20 protein-coding genes are annotated in these 14243 nt (G+C 73.5%); 9 read left to right on the top strand and 11 right to left on the bottom strand.

The window, feature by feature from the left end; translation table 11 throughout:
• Positions 1-140: 140 nt before the first annotated feature.
• Positions 141-956, top strand: coding sequence for a site-2 protease family protein (locus tag ACWEPF_RS08920; protein ID WP_452172012.1), 816 nt, complete (start codon positions 141-143; stop codon positions 954-956).
• Here ACWEPF_RS08920 and ACWEPF_RS08915 read toward each other — a convergent pair.
• The 4 genes from ACWEPF_RS08915 to npdG all read right to left on the bottom strand — a co-directional run bounded on the left by ACWEPF_RS08915 (position 929) and on the right by npdG (position 3730).
• Positions 929-2029, bottom strand: a complete 1101-nt coding sequence (locus tag ACWEPF_RS08915; protein ID WP_452172011.1) for a Gfo/Idh/MocA family protein — start codon at positions 2027-2029, stop codon at positions 929-931. The genes ACWEPF_RS08920 and ACWEPF_RS08915 overlap by 28 nt on opposite strands.
• Entirely contained in the window at positions 2026-2691 is a 666-nt protein-coding gene (locus ACWEPF_RS08910) for a ThuA domain-containing protein (protein ID WP_452172010.1), read from the bottom strand. The genes ACWEPF_RS08915 and ACWEPF_RS08910 overlap by 4 nt, the downstream gene beginning before the upstream one ends.
• Before the next feature lie 66 nt (positions 2692-2757).
• Complete coding sequence (locus ACWEPF_RS08905; RefSeq protein WP_345282710.1) at positions 2758-2943, bottom strand: hypothetical protein; 186 nt, start codon at positions 2941-2943, stop codon at positions 2758-2760.
• A gap of 88 nt (positions 2944-3031) precedes the next feature.
• Positions 3032-3730 (bottom strand): NADPH-dependent F420 reductase, encoded by a 699-nt coding sequence (npdG, locus tag ACWEPF_RS08900; protein WP_345282712.1) that lies wholly within the window; start codon positions 3728-3730, stop codon positions 3032-3034.
• 47 nt (positions 3731-3777) lie between these two features.
• Here npdG and ACWEPF_RS08895 point away from each other — a divergent pair, with 47 nt between their 5' ends.
• A complete protein-coding gene (locus ACWEPF_RS08895) occupies positions 3778-4368 on the top strand; it encodes a hypothetical protein (RefSeq protein WP_452172009.1) in 591 nt (196 codons plus the stop codon).
• A gap of 79 nt (positions 4369-4447) precedes the next feature.
• The gene (locus ACWEPF_RS08890; RefSeq protein WP_345282716.1) at positions 4448-5770 is read left to right on the top strand and encodes an MFS transporter; all 1323 of its coding nucleotides are present in this window, start codon (positions 4448-4450) and stop codon (positions 5768-5770) included.
• 7 nt (positions 5771-5777) lie between these two features.
• Here the strand turns inward: ACWEPF_RS08890 and ACWEPF_RS08885 are convergent, their stop codons facing one another.
• The gene (locus ACWEPF_RS08885) at positions 5778-6005 is read right to left on the bottom strand and encodes a hypothetical protein (RefSeq protein WP_345282718.1); all 228 of its coding nucleotides are present in this window, start codon (positions 6003-6005) and stop codon (positions 5778-5780) included.
• Positions 6006-6100: 95 nt separating this feature from the next.
• Between ACWEPF_RS08885 and map the strand changes: the two genes are divergently transcribed.
• On the top strand, positions 6101-6958 hold the full coding sequence (gene map, locus ACWEPF_RS08880; RefSeq protein ID WP_345282719.1) for a type I methionyl aminopeptidase: 858 nt from the start codon (positions 6101-6103) through the stop codon (positions 6956-6958).
• 70 nt (positions 6959-7028) lie between these two features.
• On the opposite strand, the gene ACWEPF_RS08875 is transcribed toward map, so the two are convergent.
• Entirely contained in the window at positions 7029-7730 is a 702-nt protein-coding gene (locus ACWEPF_RS08875) for a bifunctional DNA primase/polymerase (RefSeq protein WP_345282721.1), read from the bottom strand.
• A gap of 353 nt (positions 7731-8083) precedes the next feature.
• Here ACWEPF_RS08875 and ACWEPF_RS08870 point away from each other — a divergent pair, with 353 nt between their 5' ends.
• The gene (locus ACWEPF_RS08870) at positions 8084-8332 is read left to right on the top strand and encodes a hypothetical protein (RefSeq protein WP_345282723.1); all 249 of its coding nucleotides are present in this window, start codon (positions 8084-8086) and stop codon (positions 8330-8332) included.
• Positions 8333-8339: 7 nt separating this feature from the next.
• Here ACWEPF_RS08870 and ACWEPF_RS08865 read toward each other — a convergent pair whose 3' ends face one another.
• Positions 8340-8762, bottom strand: a complete 423-nt coding sequence (locus ACWEPF_RS08865; protein ID WP_452172008.1) for a PadR family transcriptional regulator — start codon at positions 8760-8762, stop codon at positions 8340-8342.
• Between the two features lie 312 nt (positions 8763-9074).
• Between ACWEPF_RS08865 and ACWEPF_RS08860 the strand changes: the two genes are divergently transcribed.
• Both ACWEPF_RS08860 and ACWEPF_RS08855 read left to right on the top strand, forming a co-directional pair.
• On the top strand, positions 9075-9374 hold the full coding sequence (locus tag ACWEPF_RS08860; RefSeq protein ID WP_452172007.1) for a hypothetical protein: 300 nt from the start codon (positions 9075-9077) through the stop codon (positions 9372-9374).
• Between the two features lie 86 nt (positions 9375-9460).
• Complete coding sequence (locus tag ACWEPF_RS08855; RefSeq protein ID WP_452172006.1) at positions 9461-9835, top strand: hypothetical protein; 375 nt, start codon at positions 9461-9463, stop codon at positions 9833-9835.
• 45 nt (positions 9836-9880) lie between these two features.
• Here ACWEPF_RS08855 and ACWEPF_RS08850 read toward each other — a convergent pair whose 3' ends face one another.
• A complete protein-coding gene (locus ACWEPF_RS08850; protein ID WP_452172005.1) occupies positions 9881-10624 on the bottom strand; it encodes a hypothetical protein in 744 nt (247 codons plus the stop codon).
• A 127-nt stretch (positions 10625-10751) separates the two neighbouring features.
• Between ACWEPF_RS08850 and ACWEPF_RS08845 the strand changes: the two genes are divergently transcribed.
• Positions 10752-11450 carry an SMI1/KNR4 family protein gene (locus ACWEPF_RS08845; protein ID WP_452172004.1) on the top strand — a complete coding sequence of 233 codons (699 nt, stop codon included), beginning with the start codon at positions 10752-10754 and terminating at the stop codon, positions 11448-11450.
• A 50-nt stretch (positions 11451-11500) separates the two neighbouring features.
• Complete coding sequence (locus ACWEPF_RS08840; protein WP_452172003.1) at positions 11501-12397, top strand: aminoglycoside phosphotransferase family protein; 897 nt, start codon at positions 11501-11503, stop codon at positions 12395-12397.
• 11 nt (positions 12398-12408) lie between these two features.
• On the opposite strand, the gene ACWEPF_RS08835 is transcribed toward ACWEPF_RS08840, so the two are convergent.
• The 3 genes from ACWEPF_RS08835 to ACWEPF_RS08825 all read right to left on the bottom strand — a co-directional run bounded on the left by ACWEPF_RS08835 (position 12409) and on the right by ACWEPF_RS08825 (position 14158).
• A complete protein-coding gene (locus ACWEPF_RS08835) occupies positions 12409-12807 on the bottom strand; it encodes a hypothetical protein (protein WP_452172002.1) in 399 nt (132 codons plus the stop codon).
• A gap of 9 nt (positions 12808-12816) precedes the next feature.
• Positions 12817-13317, bottom strand: coding sequence for a sigma-70 family RNA polymerase sigma factor (locus ACWEPF_RS08830; RefSeq protein ID WP_452172001.1), 501 nt, complete (start codon positions 13315-13317; stop codon positions 12817-12819).
• Between the two features lie 82 nt (positions 13318-13399).
• Positions 13400-14158, bottom strand: coding sequence for a hypothetical protein (locus tag ACWEPF_RS08825; RefSeq protein ID WP_452172000.1), 759 nt, complete (start codon positions 14156-14158; stop codon positions 13400-13402).
• Positions 14159-14243: the final 85 nt, after the last annotated feature.

Below are 14243 nucleotides of genomic sequence, written 5' to 3'. Positions count from 1 at the left end.
GGGGCCGCGCTCAGGTACGAATATCCTTCGGAACCGTCGCCCGTGGCGGTCCGTTCACCTCTCGCGCCTTGTGGGTGTCAGGCCCGCCGGGCATGATCGACCGTCACACCCGCCACTCCCCGCATCGGAGCCCGCCCGTCATGACCTTCGCCGAAGCCCAGCGTTCACGCCGCGAGGAGCGCCGGATCAGCCCGGTGTTCTGGGTGCTGCTGGCCACCCTGGGCACCTCCGGCTGGGCGGTCGCCACCGGTTACGGCAGCGCCCGGTTCGGGGTGTTCCTCTTCGTGGTGGCGGGCTGGATGGTCTCGCTCTGCCTGCACGAGTACGCGCACGCCCGCACCGCGCTGCACGGCGGCGACATCTCCATCGGCTCCAAGGGCTACCTGACGCTCAACCCGCTCAAGTACGCCAACGTGCTGCTGAGCTTCGTGCTGCCGGTGGTCTTCGTGATCCTCGGCGGCATCGGCCTGCCCGGCGGCGCGGTCTACATCGAGCGGCACCGGATCAACGGCCGCCTGAAGCACAGCCTGATCTCCGCCGCCGGCCCGCTGGTGAACGTGGTCTGCGCGGCGGCCCTGCTGATCCCGCTCGGCGCCGGCTGGCTGGACGACCCCACGGTGTACGCCGAGGTGATGGGCCGTGAGCTGAACGTCTCGCCGCTGGCCGGGGCGCTGGCCTTCCTCGGCATGCTCCAGGTCAGCGCGGCCCTGCTGAACCTGCTGCCGGTGCCCGGCCTCGACGGCTACGGCATCATCGAGCCCTGGCTCTCGTACCAGACCCGGCGCAGCCTCTCCCAGATCGCCCCGTACGGCATGCTGGCGGTCTTCCTGCTGCTCTGGCAGCCCGAGGTGAACTCCTGGTTCTTCGGCGTGGTGGACGGCGTGATCGGCCTGTTCGGCGTCGACACCAACTACGTGGCGCTGGGCGACTACCTGTTCCGCTTCTGGAAGTCCTGACGCACCGTCGCCGCCGGCCGCTCGCAGGTGGTCCCCACCTCGACGGGCGAGCCGGTGGCGGCCGCGGCGGTCAGGCACTCCATCACGTCCAGCACGTGCAGGGCGAGACCGGCCGAGGCGCGGTGCGGGGTGCCGGCCGCCAGGGAGCGGGCCAGGTCGGCGACCCCGTGGCCGCGGGCGGCACCGTACTCACCGGCCGGCGGGGCGACCGGCTCCCAGCCGGTGGCGCCGGCGCGGTGCAGGGCGACCGGGCCGTCGAAGTCGTTCGGGTCCGGCACGGAGAGCGAGCCGGCCGTGCCGTACACCTCGATGTGCGGCAGCCGGGCGGCCCAGACCTCGAAACTCATCAGCAGGGTGGACACCGCCCCGCCGCGGTGCTCCAGCAGCCCGGTGAGGTGGGTGGGCACCTCGCTGCGGAAGCGGGCCCCCGCCCTCGGCCCGGTGGCCACCTCCCGCTCCGGCCGCGGGGTGGCGGCCAGGCCGGTGACCCGGCGGACCGGGCCCAGCAGGGTGACCAGCGCGCTCAGGTGGTACGGGCCCATGTCGTACAGCGGGCCGCCGCCCTGGCGGTAGTAGAACTCCGGGTCCGGGTGCCAGAGTTCGTGGCCCGGGGTCGTCATGAAGGCGGTCGCGGCGAAGGGGGTGCCGATCTCCCCCGCGTCCAGCAGCGCGCGGGCGGTCTGGGTGCCCGCACCGAGCACGGTGTCCGGCGCGCAGCCGACCCGGACCCCGGCGGCCTCCGCGGCGGCCAGCACCGCACGGGCCTGCCCGGTGGTGGCGGCCAGCGGCTTCTCGCCGTAGACGTGCTTGCCGGCGGCGATCGCGCGCAGCGCGACCTCGGCGTGCGCGGCGGGCACGGTGAGGTTGAGCACCAGGTCGACGTCCTCGGCGGCGCAGAGCTCCGCCACGGTGGTGGCCCGCGCGCCCACCCGTGCGGCGGCCGCCCCGGCCCGTGCCGGGTCCAGGTCGGCGACGGCGGTGACGGTGGTCTCCGGCTGCCGGGTCAGGGTGTCCAGGTAGACCCCGCTGATCTTCCCGGCCCCGACCACCCCGACCCGCAGCGGGGCGCTCACGCGGCGCCCCGGGTGGCCCAGTGCATGCCCTGACGCAGCATCAGGTCGGCCTGCGGGTGCGCCAGGTCGGCCGGCGTGTGCCCGAGCACGGTGACGAAGACCCGCCCCGCGCCCCAGCTCCGGGCCCAGGCGACCGGGACGGTGACGCCGGTCAGCTCGGGGTGGTCCGGGTCGGCGGCGAACTCGGTGACCGCGAGCGGGACCACCGCCGGGTCCAGGTGCAGGTAGTACTGCTCACTGGTCAGCTCGAAGGGCGTGACCCCCGCCGTGGCCGGGTGCTCGCCGACCGGCGTGACCAGGTAGCGGACGTGCTCCCGCGGGTGGTGGACGAACTGACCGCCCGTCATCAGCTGGTACTCGGTGCTCTCCCGGAAGGCGTCCACGATCCCGCCGTGCCATCCGGCCAGCCCGGTCCCCGCCCGCACGGCGGCCGTCAGCCCGGCGGCCTGCGCCTCGGTGATCGCGCCCATCGTCCAGCACTGCACCACCAGGTCGGTGCCGGCCAGCAGCTCCGCGTCCAGGTAGCTGTCCAGGGTGTCCGAGACGGTCACCCGGTACCCGTCCCGCTCCAGCCGCTCAGCGTACCGGTCCGAGGCCGCGACCGGCTCGTGCCCGGCCCAGCCTCCCCGCACCACCAGCGCCGTCCGACCCGCCCGTGCCATTCGCCCTCCCCGGCCGTCGCAACAGTGAAATGTTACATGGCACAGCGGATTCGCACAGGGGCTCGGTCAGCCCTGTCCGGCGGCGGCCTTCTCCACCCGCGCCCGGCGCAGGTAGTACCAGGCGATGTTGCTGGAGACGCCGGCCATCAGCACCCAGACGACCCCCAGCCAGGTCCCCTGCACGAACGACACCACGGCGGCGCACACCGCCAGCACGAACACGATCGACGCGTACAGGGCATTACGGGGCATGGCACGGAACTCCTAGACCGGGACTCGGGACGCCGTCCATTCTCGCCGACGGCCCGAGCGCTCCCGGCCAGGGGTCCCGCGGGTCGGTTCAGACGTCGGTGACGCGAAGGCCCGCGTGGGCCTTGTAGCGGCGGTTCACCGAGATGAGGTTGGCGACCAGGCCCTCGACCTGGTGGGCGTTGCGCAGGCGGCCGGCGAAGATGCCGCGCATGCCGGGGATCAGCGAGGCCAGGGCCTGGACCAGGTCGGTGGCCTCGCGGTCGTCGCCGAGGACCAGGACGTCGGTGTCGATCCGCTCGATGTCGCGGTCCTGGAGCAGGACGGCGGAGAGGTGGTGGAAGGCGGCGGTGACCCGGGACTCCGGGAGCAGGGCGGCGGCCTGCTGGGCGGCGCTGCCCTCCTCGACCTTCAGGGCGTAGGCGCCCTGCTTGTCGAAGCCGAGCGGGTTGACGCAGTCCACCACGATCTTCCCGGCCAGCTCCTCCCGCAGCTCGGCGAGGGTGGCGGCGTGGCCGTCCCACGGCACCGCGATGATCACGATGTCGCTCTCCCGGGCGCAGGCCGCGTTGTCCGCGCCGCGCACGCCGTAGCCGATCTCGGCGGCCGCGCCCTCGGCCCGCTCGGCGGTGCGGGAGCCGATCACCACCTGCTGCCCGGCCCGGGCCAGCCGGTAGGCGAGGCCGCGGCCCTGGTCGCCGGTGCCGCCGAGCACGCCGACCACCAGGCCGGAGACGTCGGGCAGGGCGGGGGCACCGACGGGCGGGTTCACTGAATCGTGGGAAGTCATGCCGGAATCCTGCCAAATGCGCTGCGCCCTCTCCATGCTGACGGTCCATGGACGCGATGAGAGTTTCGGCACTCCGGGCCGCCCTGACCGGGACGGGCTGGGTGGAGGAGGCCGGGGAGTTCGCCGGGACGCTGCGCCGCGCCACCGGGCGCCGCACCGCCTCCGGCCTGCTGCTGGTCGGCACCGCGGCGTACGAGCCCTGGCACCTGGCCGCCCACCTGGAGGAGGAGGCCGGGCTGACCGGCCTGCCGGGCCTGGCCCCGACCCTGCTGCGGCACCGGGTGGAGCCGCAGGCCCCGGCCCACCTGGCGCACGGGCTGCGGCGGCTGACGGAGGCCCGGCGCGGGGCCACCGTGCTGCTGGTGGCTCCGGAGGCGGCCGGCGAGGGGCTGCTGGAGCGGGTGCGGGACGCCCGGCGGGGCGGGGCCACCGTGCTGGCCCTGGACGGCGGGGACGCGGAGCTCGGCGGTCTGGCGCACGAGCGGCTGACCGTCCCGGCCGACGCGCGGGAGGACACCGAGGGTCCGTTCGAACTGGTCCAACACCTCGTCAGTTCCGCCGCCGGCACCCCCTCCCCGCGCGGCCGGCTGGCCCGCCTCGCCGAGCGGCTGGCCGGCTCCCCGCTCTCCCGCTGGTAGACCGATCCGCCCGGATCCCACCGGACCGGGTCGAAATTCGCTTGCCGTTCGGAGACGCACCGTCGCAGCATGGCTCAACGTGACTTCCGAACCCCCTGACGCTCCCCCGTCCTTCTGGCAGCGGCTGCGCCCCGACCTCACCCCGTGGCGCTCCTCCCGGGACTTCCGGCTGCTCTGGAGCGCCGGGTGCGTCTCGTCCTTCGGCAGCTTCCTGACCTACGTCGCGGTGCCGCTGCAGATCAAGCACCTGACCAACTCCCCGATCGCGGTCGGCCTGATCGGCGCGGTCGAGCTGGTCCCGCTGATCGTCTTCGGCCTCTGGGGCGGCGCCCTCGCCGACGCGCTGGACCGGCGCAAGCTGGTGCTCTGCTCGGAGGTCGGCCTGCTGCTGCTCTCCGGCCTGCTGCTGCTGAACGCGCTGCTGCCGAGCCCGGTGCTCTGGCCGATCTACCTGGTCGCCGCCCTGGTCGCGGCCGCCGACGGCCTGCAGCGCCCGGCGCTGGACTCGATGACCCCGCGGATCGTCCCGCACGACCAGCTGCCCGCCGCCTTCACCCTGCTCTCGCTCTACCGCAACGCCGCCTCGGTGGCCGGCCCGGCACTGGCCGGCGTGATCGTCGCGGTCGCGGGGGTGGAGACCGCGTACGCGCTGGACGTGCTGACCTTCGCGGCCTCGCTGGTGCTGCTCTACAAGATCCGGGCGGTGCCGCCGTCCACCGGCGCGGAGAAGCCCTCGCTGAGCGCGATCGCCAACGGCATCAAGTACGCCTGGGGACGCAAGGACCTGCTCTCCACCTACGTGATCGACATCGTGGCGATGCTGTTCGCCTTCCCGGTCGCGATCTACGCCTTCTGGGCCTCCGACCTGAAGGCCGACTGGGCGCTCGGCCTGATGTACGGGGCCACCGCCGCCGGCGCGCTGGTGGTCTCGGCCACCGGCGGCTGGACCTCGCACGTGCACCGGCACGGCCGGATGCTGGTGCTGGCCGCGCTCGGCTGGGGCGTCTCCATCCTGCTGGCCGGCCTGGTCGGCAACATCTGGCTGGTGCTGCTCTGCCTGGCCCTGGCCGGCGGCGCCGACCAGGTCAGCGGCGTGGCCCGGTCCTCGATCTGGAACCAGTCCATCCCGGACGAGTTCCGCGGCCGGCTCGCCGGGGTCGAGCTGCTCAGCTACTCGGTCGGCCCCCAGCTGGGCCAGGCCCGGGCCGGCGGCATGGCCACCGCGATCGGCGTCCGGGGCTCGGTCTGGGCCGGCGGGCTGGCCTGCGTGGTCGGCGTGGTCGCGCTGACCGCCGCGGTGCCGCGGCTGCTGCGCTACGACGACCGCACCGACGAACACGTGGCCGCCGTCCGGGCCCAGCACGAGGCCCAGGCCGCCGAGCGCGACGCGCTGGCGGCCTGACGGCCCGTCAGCTGCCCGGCTGCTGCTGGGCGTCGTCGTTCCACGCCGGGTCGTTCTTCCACTCCCGGTTCCGCTCGGCCGCCGTCTCCAGCGCGTGCGCCGCCTCCTCGGGGGTGGCGTACGGGCCGAGGCGGTCCTTGGCCGGGCACTCCGGGCCCTCCTCGACCTTGCTGTGCTTGATGCAGTAGAACCACTCACCGGGCTTCCCGGTGGGCTTGCTCTTCCCGAACGGCATGTCGTCCTCCTGGTCTCGTACGGTGATCATCTACCCGCGCGGCGGGTTCGCACGCACAGCCGAGCCGGATGATCCACGGCCGATAGACTCCGGCCATGGCTCTCGTACCCGGCATCCAGTCCCCCATCCGCAAGGTCCCGGCGCACATCCCGCGCCCGGAGTACGTCGGCAAGCCGAAGCCGGCCCCGTACACCGGCCCCGAGGTGCAGACCGCCGAGACCATCGAGAAGATGCGGATCGCCGGGCGGATCGCGGCGGAGGCGATGGCCGAGGCGGCCAAGCTGATCGCCCCCGGGGTGACCACCGACCAGCTCGACGTGGTCGCGCACGAGTACATGTGCGACCACGACGCCTACCCGTCCGACCTGGGCTACCGGGGCTTCCCGAAGTCGGTCTGCACCTCCGTCAACGAGGTGATCTGCCACGGCATCCCGGACTCGACCGTGCTGCAGGACGGCGACATCGTCAACATCGACGCCACCGCCTTCATCCACGGGGTGCACGGCGACCTCAACGCCACCTACCTCTGCGGCGACGTGGACGAGGAGTCCCGCCTGCTGGTCGAGCGCACCCGCGAGTCCCTCGACCGGGCGATCAAGGCGGTCAAGCCGGGCCGCCAGATCAACGTGATCGGCCGGGTCATCGAGTCCTACGCCAAGCGCTTCGACTACGGCGTGGTCCGCGACTTCACCGGCCACGGCATCAACACCTCGTTCCACTCCGGGCTGATCATCCCGCACTACGACAGCGAGCGGGCCACCGAGGTGATCAAGCCCGGGATGACCTTCACCATCGAGCCGATGCTCACCCTGGGCACCTACGACTACGACATCTGGGAGGACGGCTGGACGGTGGTCACCAAGGACCGCAAGCGCACCGCCCAGTTCGAGCACACCCTGGTGGTCACCGCCGACGGCGCCGAGATCCTCACCCTCCCGGGCGAGGGCTTCTGACGCACCCGGACACGGGAAGGGCGGTGGACGGGCTCCGGCCCGTCCACCGCCCTTCCCTTCTGACCGGCCGTCAGCCGATCAGCCACTGCTCCTGGGCCACCGCGCCGACCTCGGTGCAGGCGTCGGTGAGCACGTCCAGCACCCGCAGCGCGTCCGGCAGCGGCAGCTCGGGGCCGCGCAGCCAGCGCACCTGGGAGCCGTCCGGCAGCGAGGCCGGGGGCAGCAGGGTGTAGGAGCCGCGGCAGTGCCAGCGCAGGCCGGGGTGGTCCGACATGGTGTCAGGAGTGCTGTCCAGCACGCTCGGCCACCACTCGTCCTCGTCCACCGGGGTCCCCCGGGTGGCGGTGAAGAACAGGTACCGGTCCTCGCCGACGGCGGCCACCGGGCCGTGCACGCCGAGCGCCTCCAGGCGCTCCAGGGCCAGCCGGCCCGCCTCGGCCGGCACGTCCAGCACGTCGTGGGCGCGGCCGGTGGCGGTGACGAAGTTGGCCTGCGGGTCGCGGGAGAGCCAGCGGGCCAGCTGCTCCGGATCGACGGTGGCCTGGGTCTGCCAGGCGAAGGAGACCGGGTGCTGGGCCGGAGCCGGACAGCCGACCCGGTCGCAGGAACACCGGTGCCCCGCCGGATGCGCGGCCGGCGCCAGCGGGAACCCCGCCCGCACCGCCTTGAGCAGCAGGTCCAGCCTCCCGGCCGGATCGCCCCCCGCACCCGGCCCGGTCCGCTCGCGGTCACGCCGCTGCCACCAGGCCGTCCACCTGCTGCTGGCTTCCATCGGACCCCTTCCACACCTGCTGTAGCTGCCGTGCCTGGTGTGACACAGCGACCGACGCAAACATCCGACGCAACGCCGGAGCCCACCCCGTTGCTTCCCCGGGGTGCGGTCGGTCCGGCAGCTTCGCCGAGGGCCGGAGCCGGTGTCGCCGGACGGCCGAGTCGCCCGGGGCACGGTTCGAGGCGGGCCCTTGAGGGGCCCGGGTACCAGGGAACTCCCAGGGGCGTACAGAGCAGGATAAGGGTGTCGGGGGGGCCGTTCGGACCGCGGGCGGTGCTGCGCTGGTCACACCGGCCCCTCACACCGGCCACCGGGCGCCTCCACCGGACCGTCACACCCGTAGGCTGAGCAGCGTGAAGAGCGCGGACACCCCCTTCGTCGGCGGCCCCCTGGACGGCCGGACCCTGCCCGTCGGGCTGACGCCGTTCAGCAACGTCCCCAAGGTCTACAAGGTCCCGGTCCCCGCACACGGGGACACCCCCGCCGTCACGCTGGTCTACCGGCGCGCCAAGGAGTACGACCCCAAGGGCCGCTGGCGCTGGGTCTACGAGTACCAGGACCCCTCGGCCGCCGAGGCCCCCGCTCCTTCCGCCGAGGGCTGACGGACCGTCACGCCTCCTCGGCCAGGATCAGGTACAGCTTCTTGCGGGCCTCGGTGAGCACCGCCAGGCCCTTGGCCCGCTGCTCCTCCGTCCCGGTGGTCATCACCTGACGGATCGCCTGGTCCACTGCCCCGAGCGCCTGCCCGACCTCCTGCACCGCCTCCCAGTCCAGCCCGCGGCCGGCCTGCTCCCACGGCTTGGGCGCACCGGCCTCGGCCTCGGCGCGGCCCTGCTCGGTCAGCTCGAACAGCCTCTTGCCCGACCCCTCGTTGCCCGCGATCAGCCCCTCCTCCTCCAGCAGCTGGAGCGTCGGGTACACCGACCCCGGGCTCGGCCGCCAGGCCCCGCCCGAGCGCTCGCCGATCTCGGTGATCATCTCGTAGCCGTGCATCGGCCGCTCCAGCAGCAGCGCCAGCAGCGAGGCCCGCACATCCCCCCGCCGAGCCCTCCCCCCACGCCGCCCGTGCCCGGGAAACCCACCCCGGCCACCCCCGCCCCCGTGCCCGAACGGCCCACCGAACGGCCCCCCGGGCCGCCCGCCGCCGAAGCCACCGAAACCCTCCCGCCGCTCACGGCGACGGCCTTCTCCCCTGTCGTATCCGTACCCACGCATGGTGATCACTCACTTTCGTTGACGTTGTCATCGAGCCATCTCGATACTTCGACGATATATCGCTAACTATCGCTCGTCAACGCTCCGAGCATGCGGAGCCGGAGGGCGCGGGTCAGGTACGGTGCGGGGATGATCAAGGGCTTCTCCGCCGCTGACGGCGAACCGGACGCGATGGTGCTGGCCGGCTACTTCGTCGCGGTGCCCGCATCGTTAAACGGCTCGGCAGTGCCCCGGAGGCCCGCTGCCCAACCGGGAGTCCGCCGTACGCGTGGCGCCTGGGCCAGCATCCGTACCGACACCGAGCCAGTCACCTGGTTCCCCGCCGCCCTCGTCGAATGGGACACCCCGATCGAGGGCAGGCCCGGCCCCGCTGCCTCCGAGGCACCGGTCCCCCCGGTGACCCCACCCTGGTGGCGCCGGATCCTCTGACGGACCGGACCGGAGCGGTCGGGCGTCACCGCAGGGGGACGGCGATGTCCTGAGGCAGTGTCAGCCCCCTGCTGGATGATCCGGCCATGCTGATCGCGACCAACGAGCGTGGCCACGTGGTGAAGCGCGCCACCGGGACCACCATCGGGACGATGCTCGCCGATCTGCGGCGGGGCAACGCCCACCTGGTGGTGGAGCGGGTGGGCGGGGAGCTGCCGGGCGACTGGTACATCCAGGTCCGGCTGCGGGAGAACCACACCTACCAACTCGAGTACCGGGACGGCGTCGCCGCGCGGCACTTCCAGACCCTGACCGTCTCCCAGGAGAAAGTCCTCGCGGCGCTGCTCGGCTGGGCCGGCGCGAAGCCGGGCTGGCAGGACGGCTTCATGTGGAACAACATCGGTGAGCAGTTCGACACCTGCGACCATGCGGTGCCGGAGCCGGCCGACCTTGGGGGCTGACCGAGGCGGCCGAGGGACAGGCCTTGGGCCGGTACGCGGTTCGCGCTAGCGGGAGAAGTAGGTCTTGACGCTGACGGCCGGGCCGTCGGAGTACTGCCGCACGGCTGCCGCGGCGTCGCCAGTGACGGGGACGGAGGAGGTGCCGCCGGGCGGGATGGTGGTCAGGCCGCCGATCGGGATGACGGCGGTGGTCTGCTGGGGCGTGCCGGGCTTGGGCTTGTCGTAGACCAGGTAGACGACGCGGACGGAGACCGGCGTGGTGTTCGGGTTCTTCAGCAGGACCTGCTCGAAGGGGTCGAACTTGGTCATGGGTCGACCGGAGGCGTCGGCCGGCTTCGCCTCGACGGCGGTCGCGTCGGCGGGGAGGTCCGCCGGGGCGGTCTCCTTGACGGTCACCTTCACGTCGGCGACCTGCTCCGCGCCGGGGCCACCGAAGGCCAGGACGTCGTAGCCACCGCCGGGTTGGACCACGAGGCCGCCGCGATCGCTACCGTACGCGGTGGTGATCCGCACGTCGGGGAGGTCCTTGCCGGTGGCGTCGACCGCCGTGATCGCCAGGGTCGGCGCCACGCTCATCCGGCCGTCGTTGCCGATGATGAGTGTCTGGTCGATGAACTCGTGCTCGCCGCGCGCCTGGTAACGGAAGGTCAGCGGCGGGGCCGGTGCGGCCGACGCGGGCGCGGTGTGCACGGCCACGGCCTCGGCTTCGGCCGGGCTCGGGGCGGCGGTACCGTCCGGGGTGCAGGCGGCCAGCGCGAGGACGCCGAGGGCGAGGCCTGCGAGTGTCACGCCGCGCCGGGGTCGGACGGAGGTTCGATCGGTGCGGAGCATGGCCGGAGACTAGCGCAAGCGGCAGACGCCGGCCTTCTGTCGGGCGGCCGGAAGCGTGTCCGACGGGCGGGCTACGCTCCGCGCCATGGATGATCAACTGTGGGTGGGCGTGCGCGCACGGGTGGAGGCGTTGGCACCGGCCGGGCCGGAGCCGCAGTCCGCCGTGTTCGGGTCGAACGGTCATCACTTCGCCCTCGACCCGGTGCTGTCCCCGGCCGAGCTGGCGGAGCTGGAGGCGCAGATCGGCACCGAACTGCCGCCGGAGTACCGGACGTTCCTGCTCCAGGTGGGTGCCGGCGGAGCCGGGCCGGCCTACGGGGTCTTCCCCGTGCGGCGGACGGAGGACGGGTGGCGGTGGGAGGGCGACGGCGCGGACCTGGCCGACCGGGAACGGCTCGCCGAGCCGTTCCCGGCGACGGTGCTGGACCCGGCGTTGGTGGAGGCGCTGCTGGAGGAGTGCCCCGAGGAGGAGGACTTCGAGGACATCGAGGAGTTCGACACCGCCTACGAGGCGTGGGACGAGCGCTGGGGCGAGGTGATGTGGGATCCGGAGCGCACCGTCGGCGCGATCGTCCTGTGCCACCAGGGCTGCGCCATCCGTCAGTGGCTGGTGGTCAACGGCCCGGAGAGCGGTCGCATCTGGGAGGACCTCAGGGCCGACGAGGTGGATCTGGCTCCGCTCCTGGACGAGGGCGGCCGGCCGGTGACCTTCGCCCGCTGGTACCTGGACTGGCTGGACCAGGCGGAACGGCAGGCGAAAAGCACTGGCCCCGGCCTCGGGTGATCTGTTCTGCTGCTGCGGTCAACGGATCAGAGCCGAGGAGTTCGCGCGAAGTGACCATGCACGAGGATCAGGTGGACGTGACCACCGGGACGGTGGCGGGCCTGATCGGGGATCAGTTCCCGGAGTGGGGAGGGCTGGAGGTCCGGTTCCTGCCGTCGACGGGGACCGTCAACGCGATCTTCCGAGTCGGGGACGGCCTCGCGGCGCGGTTCCCGCTGCGGGCGGCGGGCGGGGCTGCCGAGGTGTCGGCGGCGCTGCGGCGGGAGGCCGAGGCGAGTGCGGAGCTGGCGCGGGTGTCCCCGTTCCCGGTGCCGGAGCCCGTTGCGCTGGGGGAACCGGGGGCGGGCTTCCCGCTGCCCTGGTCGGTGCAGACCTGGCTGGCCGGGACGGCCGCCACGGCCGCCGACCCCGGCCGGTCGGAGGGGTTCGCCGAGGACCTCGCGGTCTTCCTGGCCGCTGCCCGGGGGGCCGACACCCGGGGGCGGCGGTTCAGCGGCGGGGGCCGGGGCGGGGTCCTGACCGACCACGACGAGTGGATGGCCCTGTGCTTCGAGGAGAGCGAGGGGCTGCTCGACGTGCCCCGGCTCCGCGGGATGTGGAGCCGGCTGCGGGAGCTGCCGCGCGAGGGCGCCGACGTGATGAGCCACGGCGACCTGACCCCCGGCAACGTGCTGGTCGCCGACGGCCGGCTGGCCGGCGTGCTGGACACCGGCGGCTTCGCCCCGGCCGACCCCGCGCTGGACCTGGTCGGCGCCTGGCACCTGCTGGAGCGGGGGCCGCGGCAGGTGCTGCGGACGGCGCTGGGCTGCGACGACCTCGAGTGGGAGCGCGGCCGGGCCTGGGCGTTCCAGCAGGCCATGGGCCTGGTCTGGTACTACGTGGAGAGCAACCCGGCCATGAGCGCGATGGGACGCCGCACCCTCGACCGCCTCCTCGAAGACGAGTAGGACCGCGCCGGTCAGCGCCGACGGCGGAGCGCGGAGCGCAGGGCGGCCCCGGAGGCGGCGGCCGCCACGAGCAGCAGCAGCGGGACGGTGAGGGCGAGGGCCCGGGCCGGGAGGTCCGGCCGGGGTACGGCGTAGGAGCCCCAGGGGGTACGGACCGCGTCCACGCTCTCGCCGGGGTGGCCGTCGTGGCGCAGGGAGACCTGGGTGCCGTCCGGCAGCAGGCCCGTGCACTGGACGTAGCCGTCGCGGCCGCCGTGCCTGGTCTCACAGGCCGTCAGGGCGACGTGCTCGGCCCGGCCCCGGGGAGCGGTCAGCGACAGGCCGAGGAAGGCGGCGAGGCCGGCCGCGCACAGGCAGAGCACCATGAGCACCGCCCACAGCCCGGCCGTCGAACGGGTGGAGGTCGTCATGACGCCCTGTCAGGCTGCGAAGAGGGCGAGGCGTTCCTCGCCGAGGTGGGTGCGGAGGGTGGCGAGGGCGCGGGTGGTCTGGGACTTCACGATCGAGGTGCTGATGCCGAGGATCTCGGCGGTGGTCTCGACGCTGTGGTCCTCCCAGTGACGGAGCAGGACGATGGCGCGGTCGCGCGGGGAGAGCAGGGCGAGTGCGTCGAGGAGGGCGAGGCGGACGGCGGTGGTGTCGGGGGTGGTGGGGCGTTCGGGGAAGCGATCCACCGTCAGTTCGGTGGAGCTGCGCAGGCGTTTGTGGTCGAGCAGGGCGTTGAGCAGCACCTTGCGGGCGTACTGGAAGGGGTCGCTGTCCCGGCGGGTGAGGCGGGGCCAGGCGACGTACATCTTGGTCAGGGTGGTCTGGGTGAGGTCCTGCGCGAAGTGCCAGTCGCGGCACATCAGGTAGGCCAGCTGGCGCAGGCGCAGCGTGCTGCCCTCCGCGAAACTGACGAACTCGGCTTCGTTGCGCACTTCTCGGCCCCCAGGGTGGTGCGGTGCAGATCTCGGTGGTGGTGCCGCGGCCCCGGACGGGGCCGCGGCCGGTCCGTGGTGGTCAGAGGATCCGGGGCAGGTCGGGGTAGGCGGCCTTGGCCCGGAGGCCCTCCTCCGCGGTCATCCAGACCGAGAGCGCCGGGTCCCCCGCCAGGGCGATGGCCTGCTGCTCGGTGAGGGCCGGGGCGGTGGGCTTGTTGCCCTCGGCCTCGGTCCAGGCCAGGCAGGTCGCCACGTTCACCTGGACCACGGTGCCGTCGTGGTGACGGGACGTCACCACGACGTCCTGGACGCAGTTGCCCTTCATGTGGTCCACGACCACCTGCTGACCGCGGTCGTCCCGGCGGCAGGACTCCGTCGTGAAGCAGGAGGCCTCCGACTCCCCGCTGGTGACGAAGACCCGGATCATCCCCGTCCCGGCGGGCCCGGTGAGGTAGACCTGGGCCCCGGTGACCTGCGCGCCGTTCACCCCGTCGGTCTGGGCCGCGTACCCGCCGGTCCGCAGGCCGTCCGGTACCACCCCGGCCACCGCAGCCAGCAGGGCCGCGCCGGTGACGGGCTGCCGCGCCACCGGCGAGGGGCTCGGCAGGTCGGCGGCGACCACCGCGGAGGGGCCGGCGCCGCCGGTGTGCGGCCGCAGCGGGCCGCCGAGCAGGAGCGCCGTCCCGGCCACCGCCAGGGCCGAGCCGGCCACCGCGCCGACCGCGCGCCGGCGCCGCACCCGGCGCCCCTGCCGGACCGCCTGGCCGACCAGATCGCCGAGGGGTGGCGCGTCCAGTGAGGAGAGCTCCTCGTCCAGATCCTTGCCGAAGTCCTTCATGTCTGTTGCTGGCTCTCTGTCGTCGTTGCGCACGCCGGCCATGCGGATCCGCACTGACGCGGTTCTGTCCCTCAGGACGGGTCGG

This window comes from Kitasatospora sp. NPDC004289 (assembly GCF_053602875.1).
The sequence above is the reverse complement of the archived record's forward strand: the minus strand, read 5'-3'. Positions and strand labels throughout refer to the sequence as shown.

What these genes read in the sequence shown, in the direction of transcription:
- ACWEPF_RS08885 (WP_345282718.1), bottom strand. Translation starts at nt 6,005, where the DNA reads ATGCCGTTCGGGAAGAGCAAGCCCACCGGGAAGCCCGGTGAGTGGTTC.
- ACWEPF_RS08835 (WP_452172002.1), bottom strand. Translation starts at nt 12,807, where the DNA reads ATGACGACCTCCACCCGTTCGACGGCCGGGCTGTGGGCGGTGCTCATG.
- ACWEPF_RS08825 (WP_452172000.1), bottom strand. Translation starts at nt 14,158, where the DNA reads ATGAAGGACTTCGGCAAGGATCTGGACGAGGAGCTCTCCTCACTGGAC.
- ACWEPF_RS08855 (WP_452172006.1), top strand. Translation starts at nt 9,461, where the DNA reads ATGCTGATCGCGACCAACGAGCGTGGCCACGTGGTGAAGCGCGCCACC.
- ACWEPF_RS08860 (WP_452172007.1), top strand. Translation starts at nt 9,075, where the DNA reads ATGATCAAGGGCTTCTCCGCCGCTGACGGCGAACCGGACGCGATGGTG.
- ACWEPF_RS08845 (WP_452172004.1), top strand. Translation starts at nt 10,752, where the DNA reads ATGGATGATCAACTGTGGGTGGGCGTGCGCGCACGGGTGGAGGCGTTG.
- ACWEPF_RS08895 (WP_452172009.1), top strand. Translation starts at nt 3,778, where the DNA reads ATGGACGCGATGAGAGTTTCGGCACTCCGGGCCGCCCTGACCGGGACG.
- ACWEPF_RS08905 (WP_345282710.1), bottom strand. Translation starts at nt 2,943, where the DNA reads ATGCCCCGTAATGCCCTGTACGCGTCGATCGTGTTCGTGCTGGCGGTG.
- ACWEPF_RS08875 (WP_345282721.1), bottom strand. Translation starts at nt 7,730, where the DNA reads ATGGAAGCCAGCAGCAGGTGGACGGCCTGGTGGCAGCGGCGTGACCGC.
- npdG (WP_345282712.1), bottom strand. Translation starts at nt 3,730, where the DNA reads ATGACTTCCCACGATTCAGTGAACCCGCCCGTCGGTGCCCCCGCCCTG.
- ACWEPF_RS08920 (WP_452172012.1), top strand. Translation starts at nt 141, where the DNA reads ATGACCTTCGCCGAAGCCCAGCGTTCACGCCGCGAGGAGCGCCGGATC.
- ACWEPF_RS08910 (WP_452172010.1), bottom strand. Translation starts at nt 2,691, where the DNA reads ATGGCACGGGCGGGTCGGACGGCGCTGGTGGTGCGGGGAGGCTGGGCC.
- map (WP_345282719.1), top strand. Translation starts at nt 6,101, where the DNA reads ATGGCTCTCGTACCCGGCATCCAGTCCCCCATCCGCAAGGTCCCGGCG.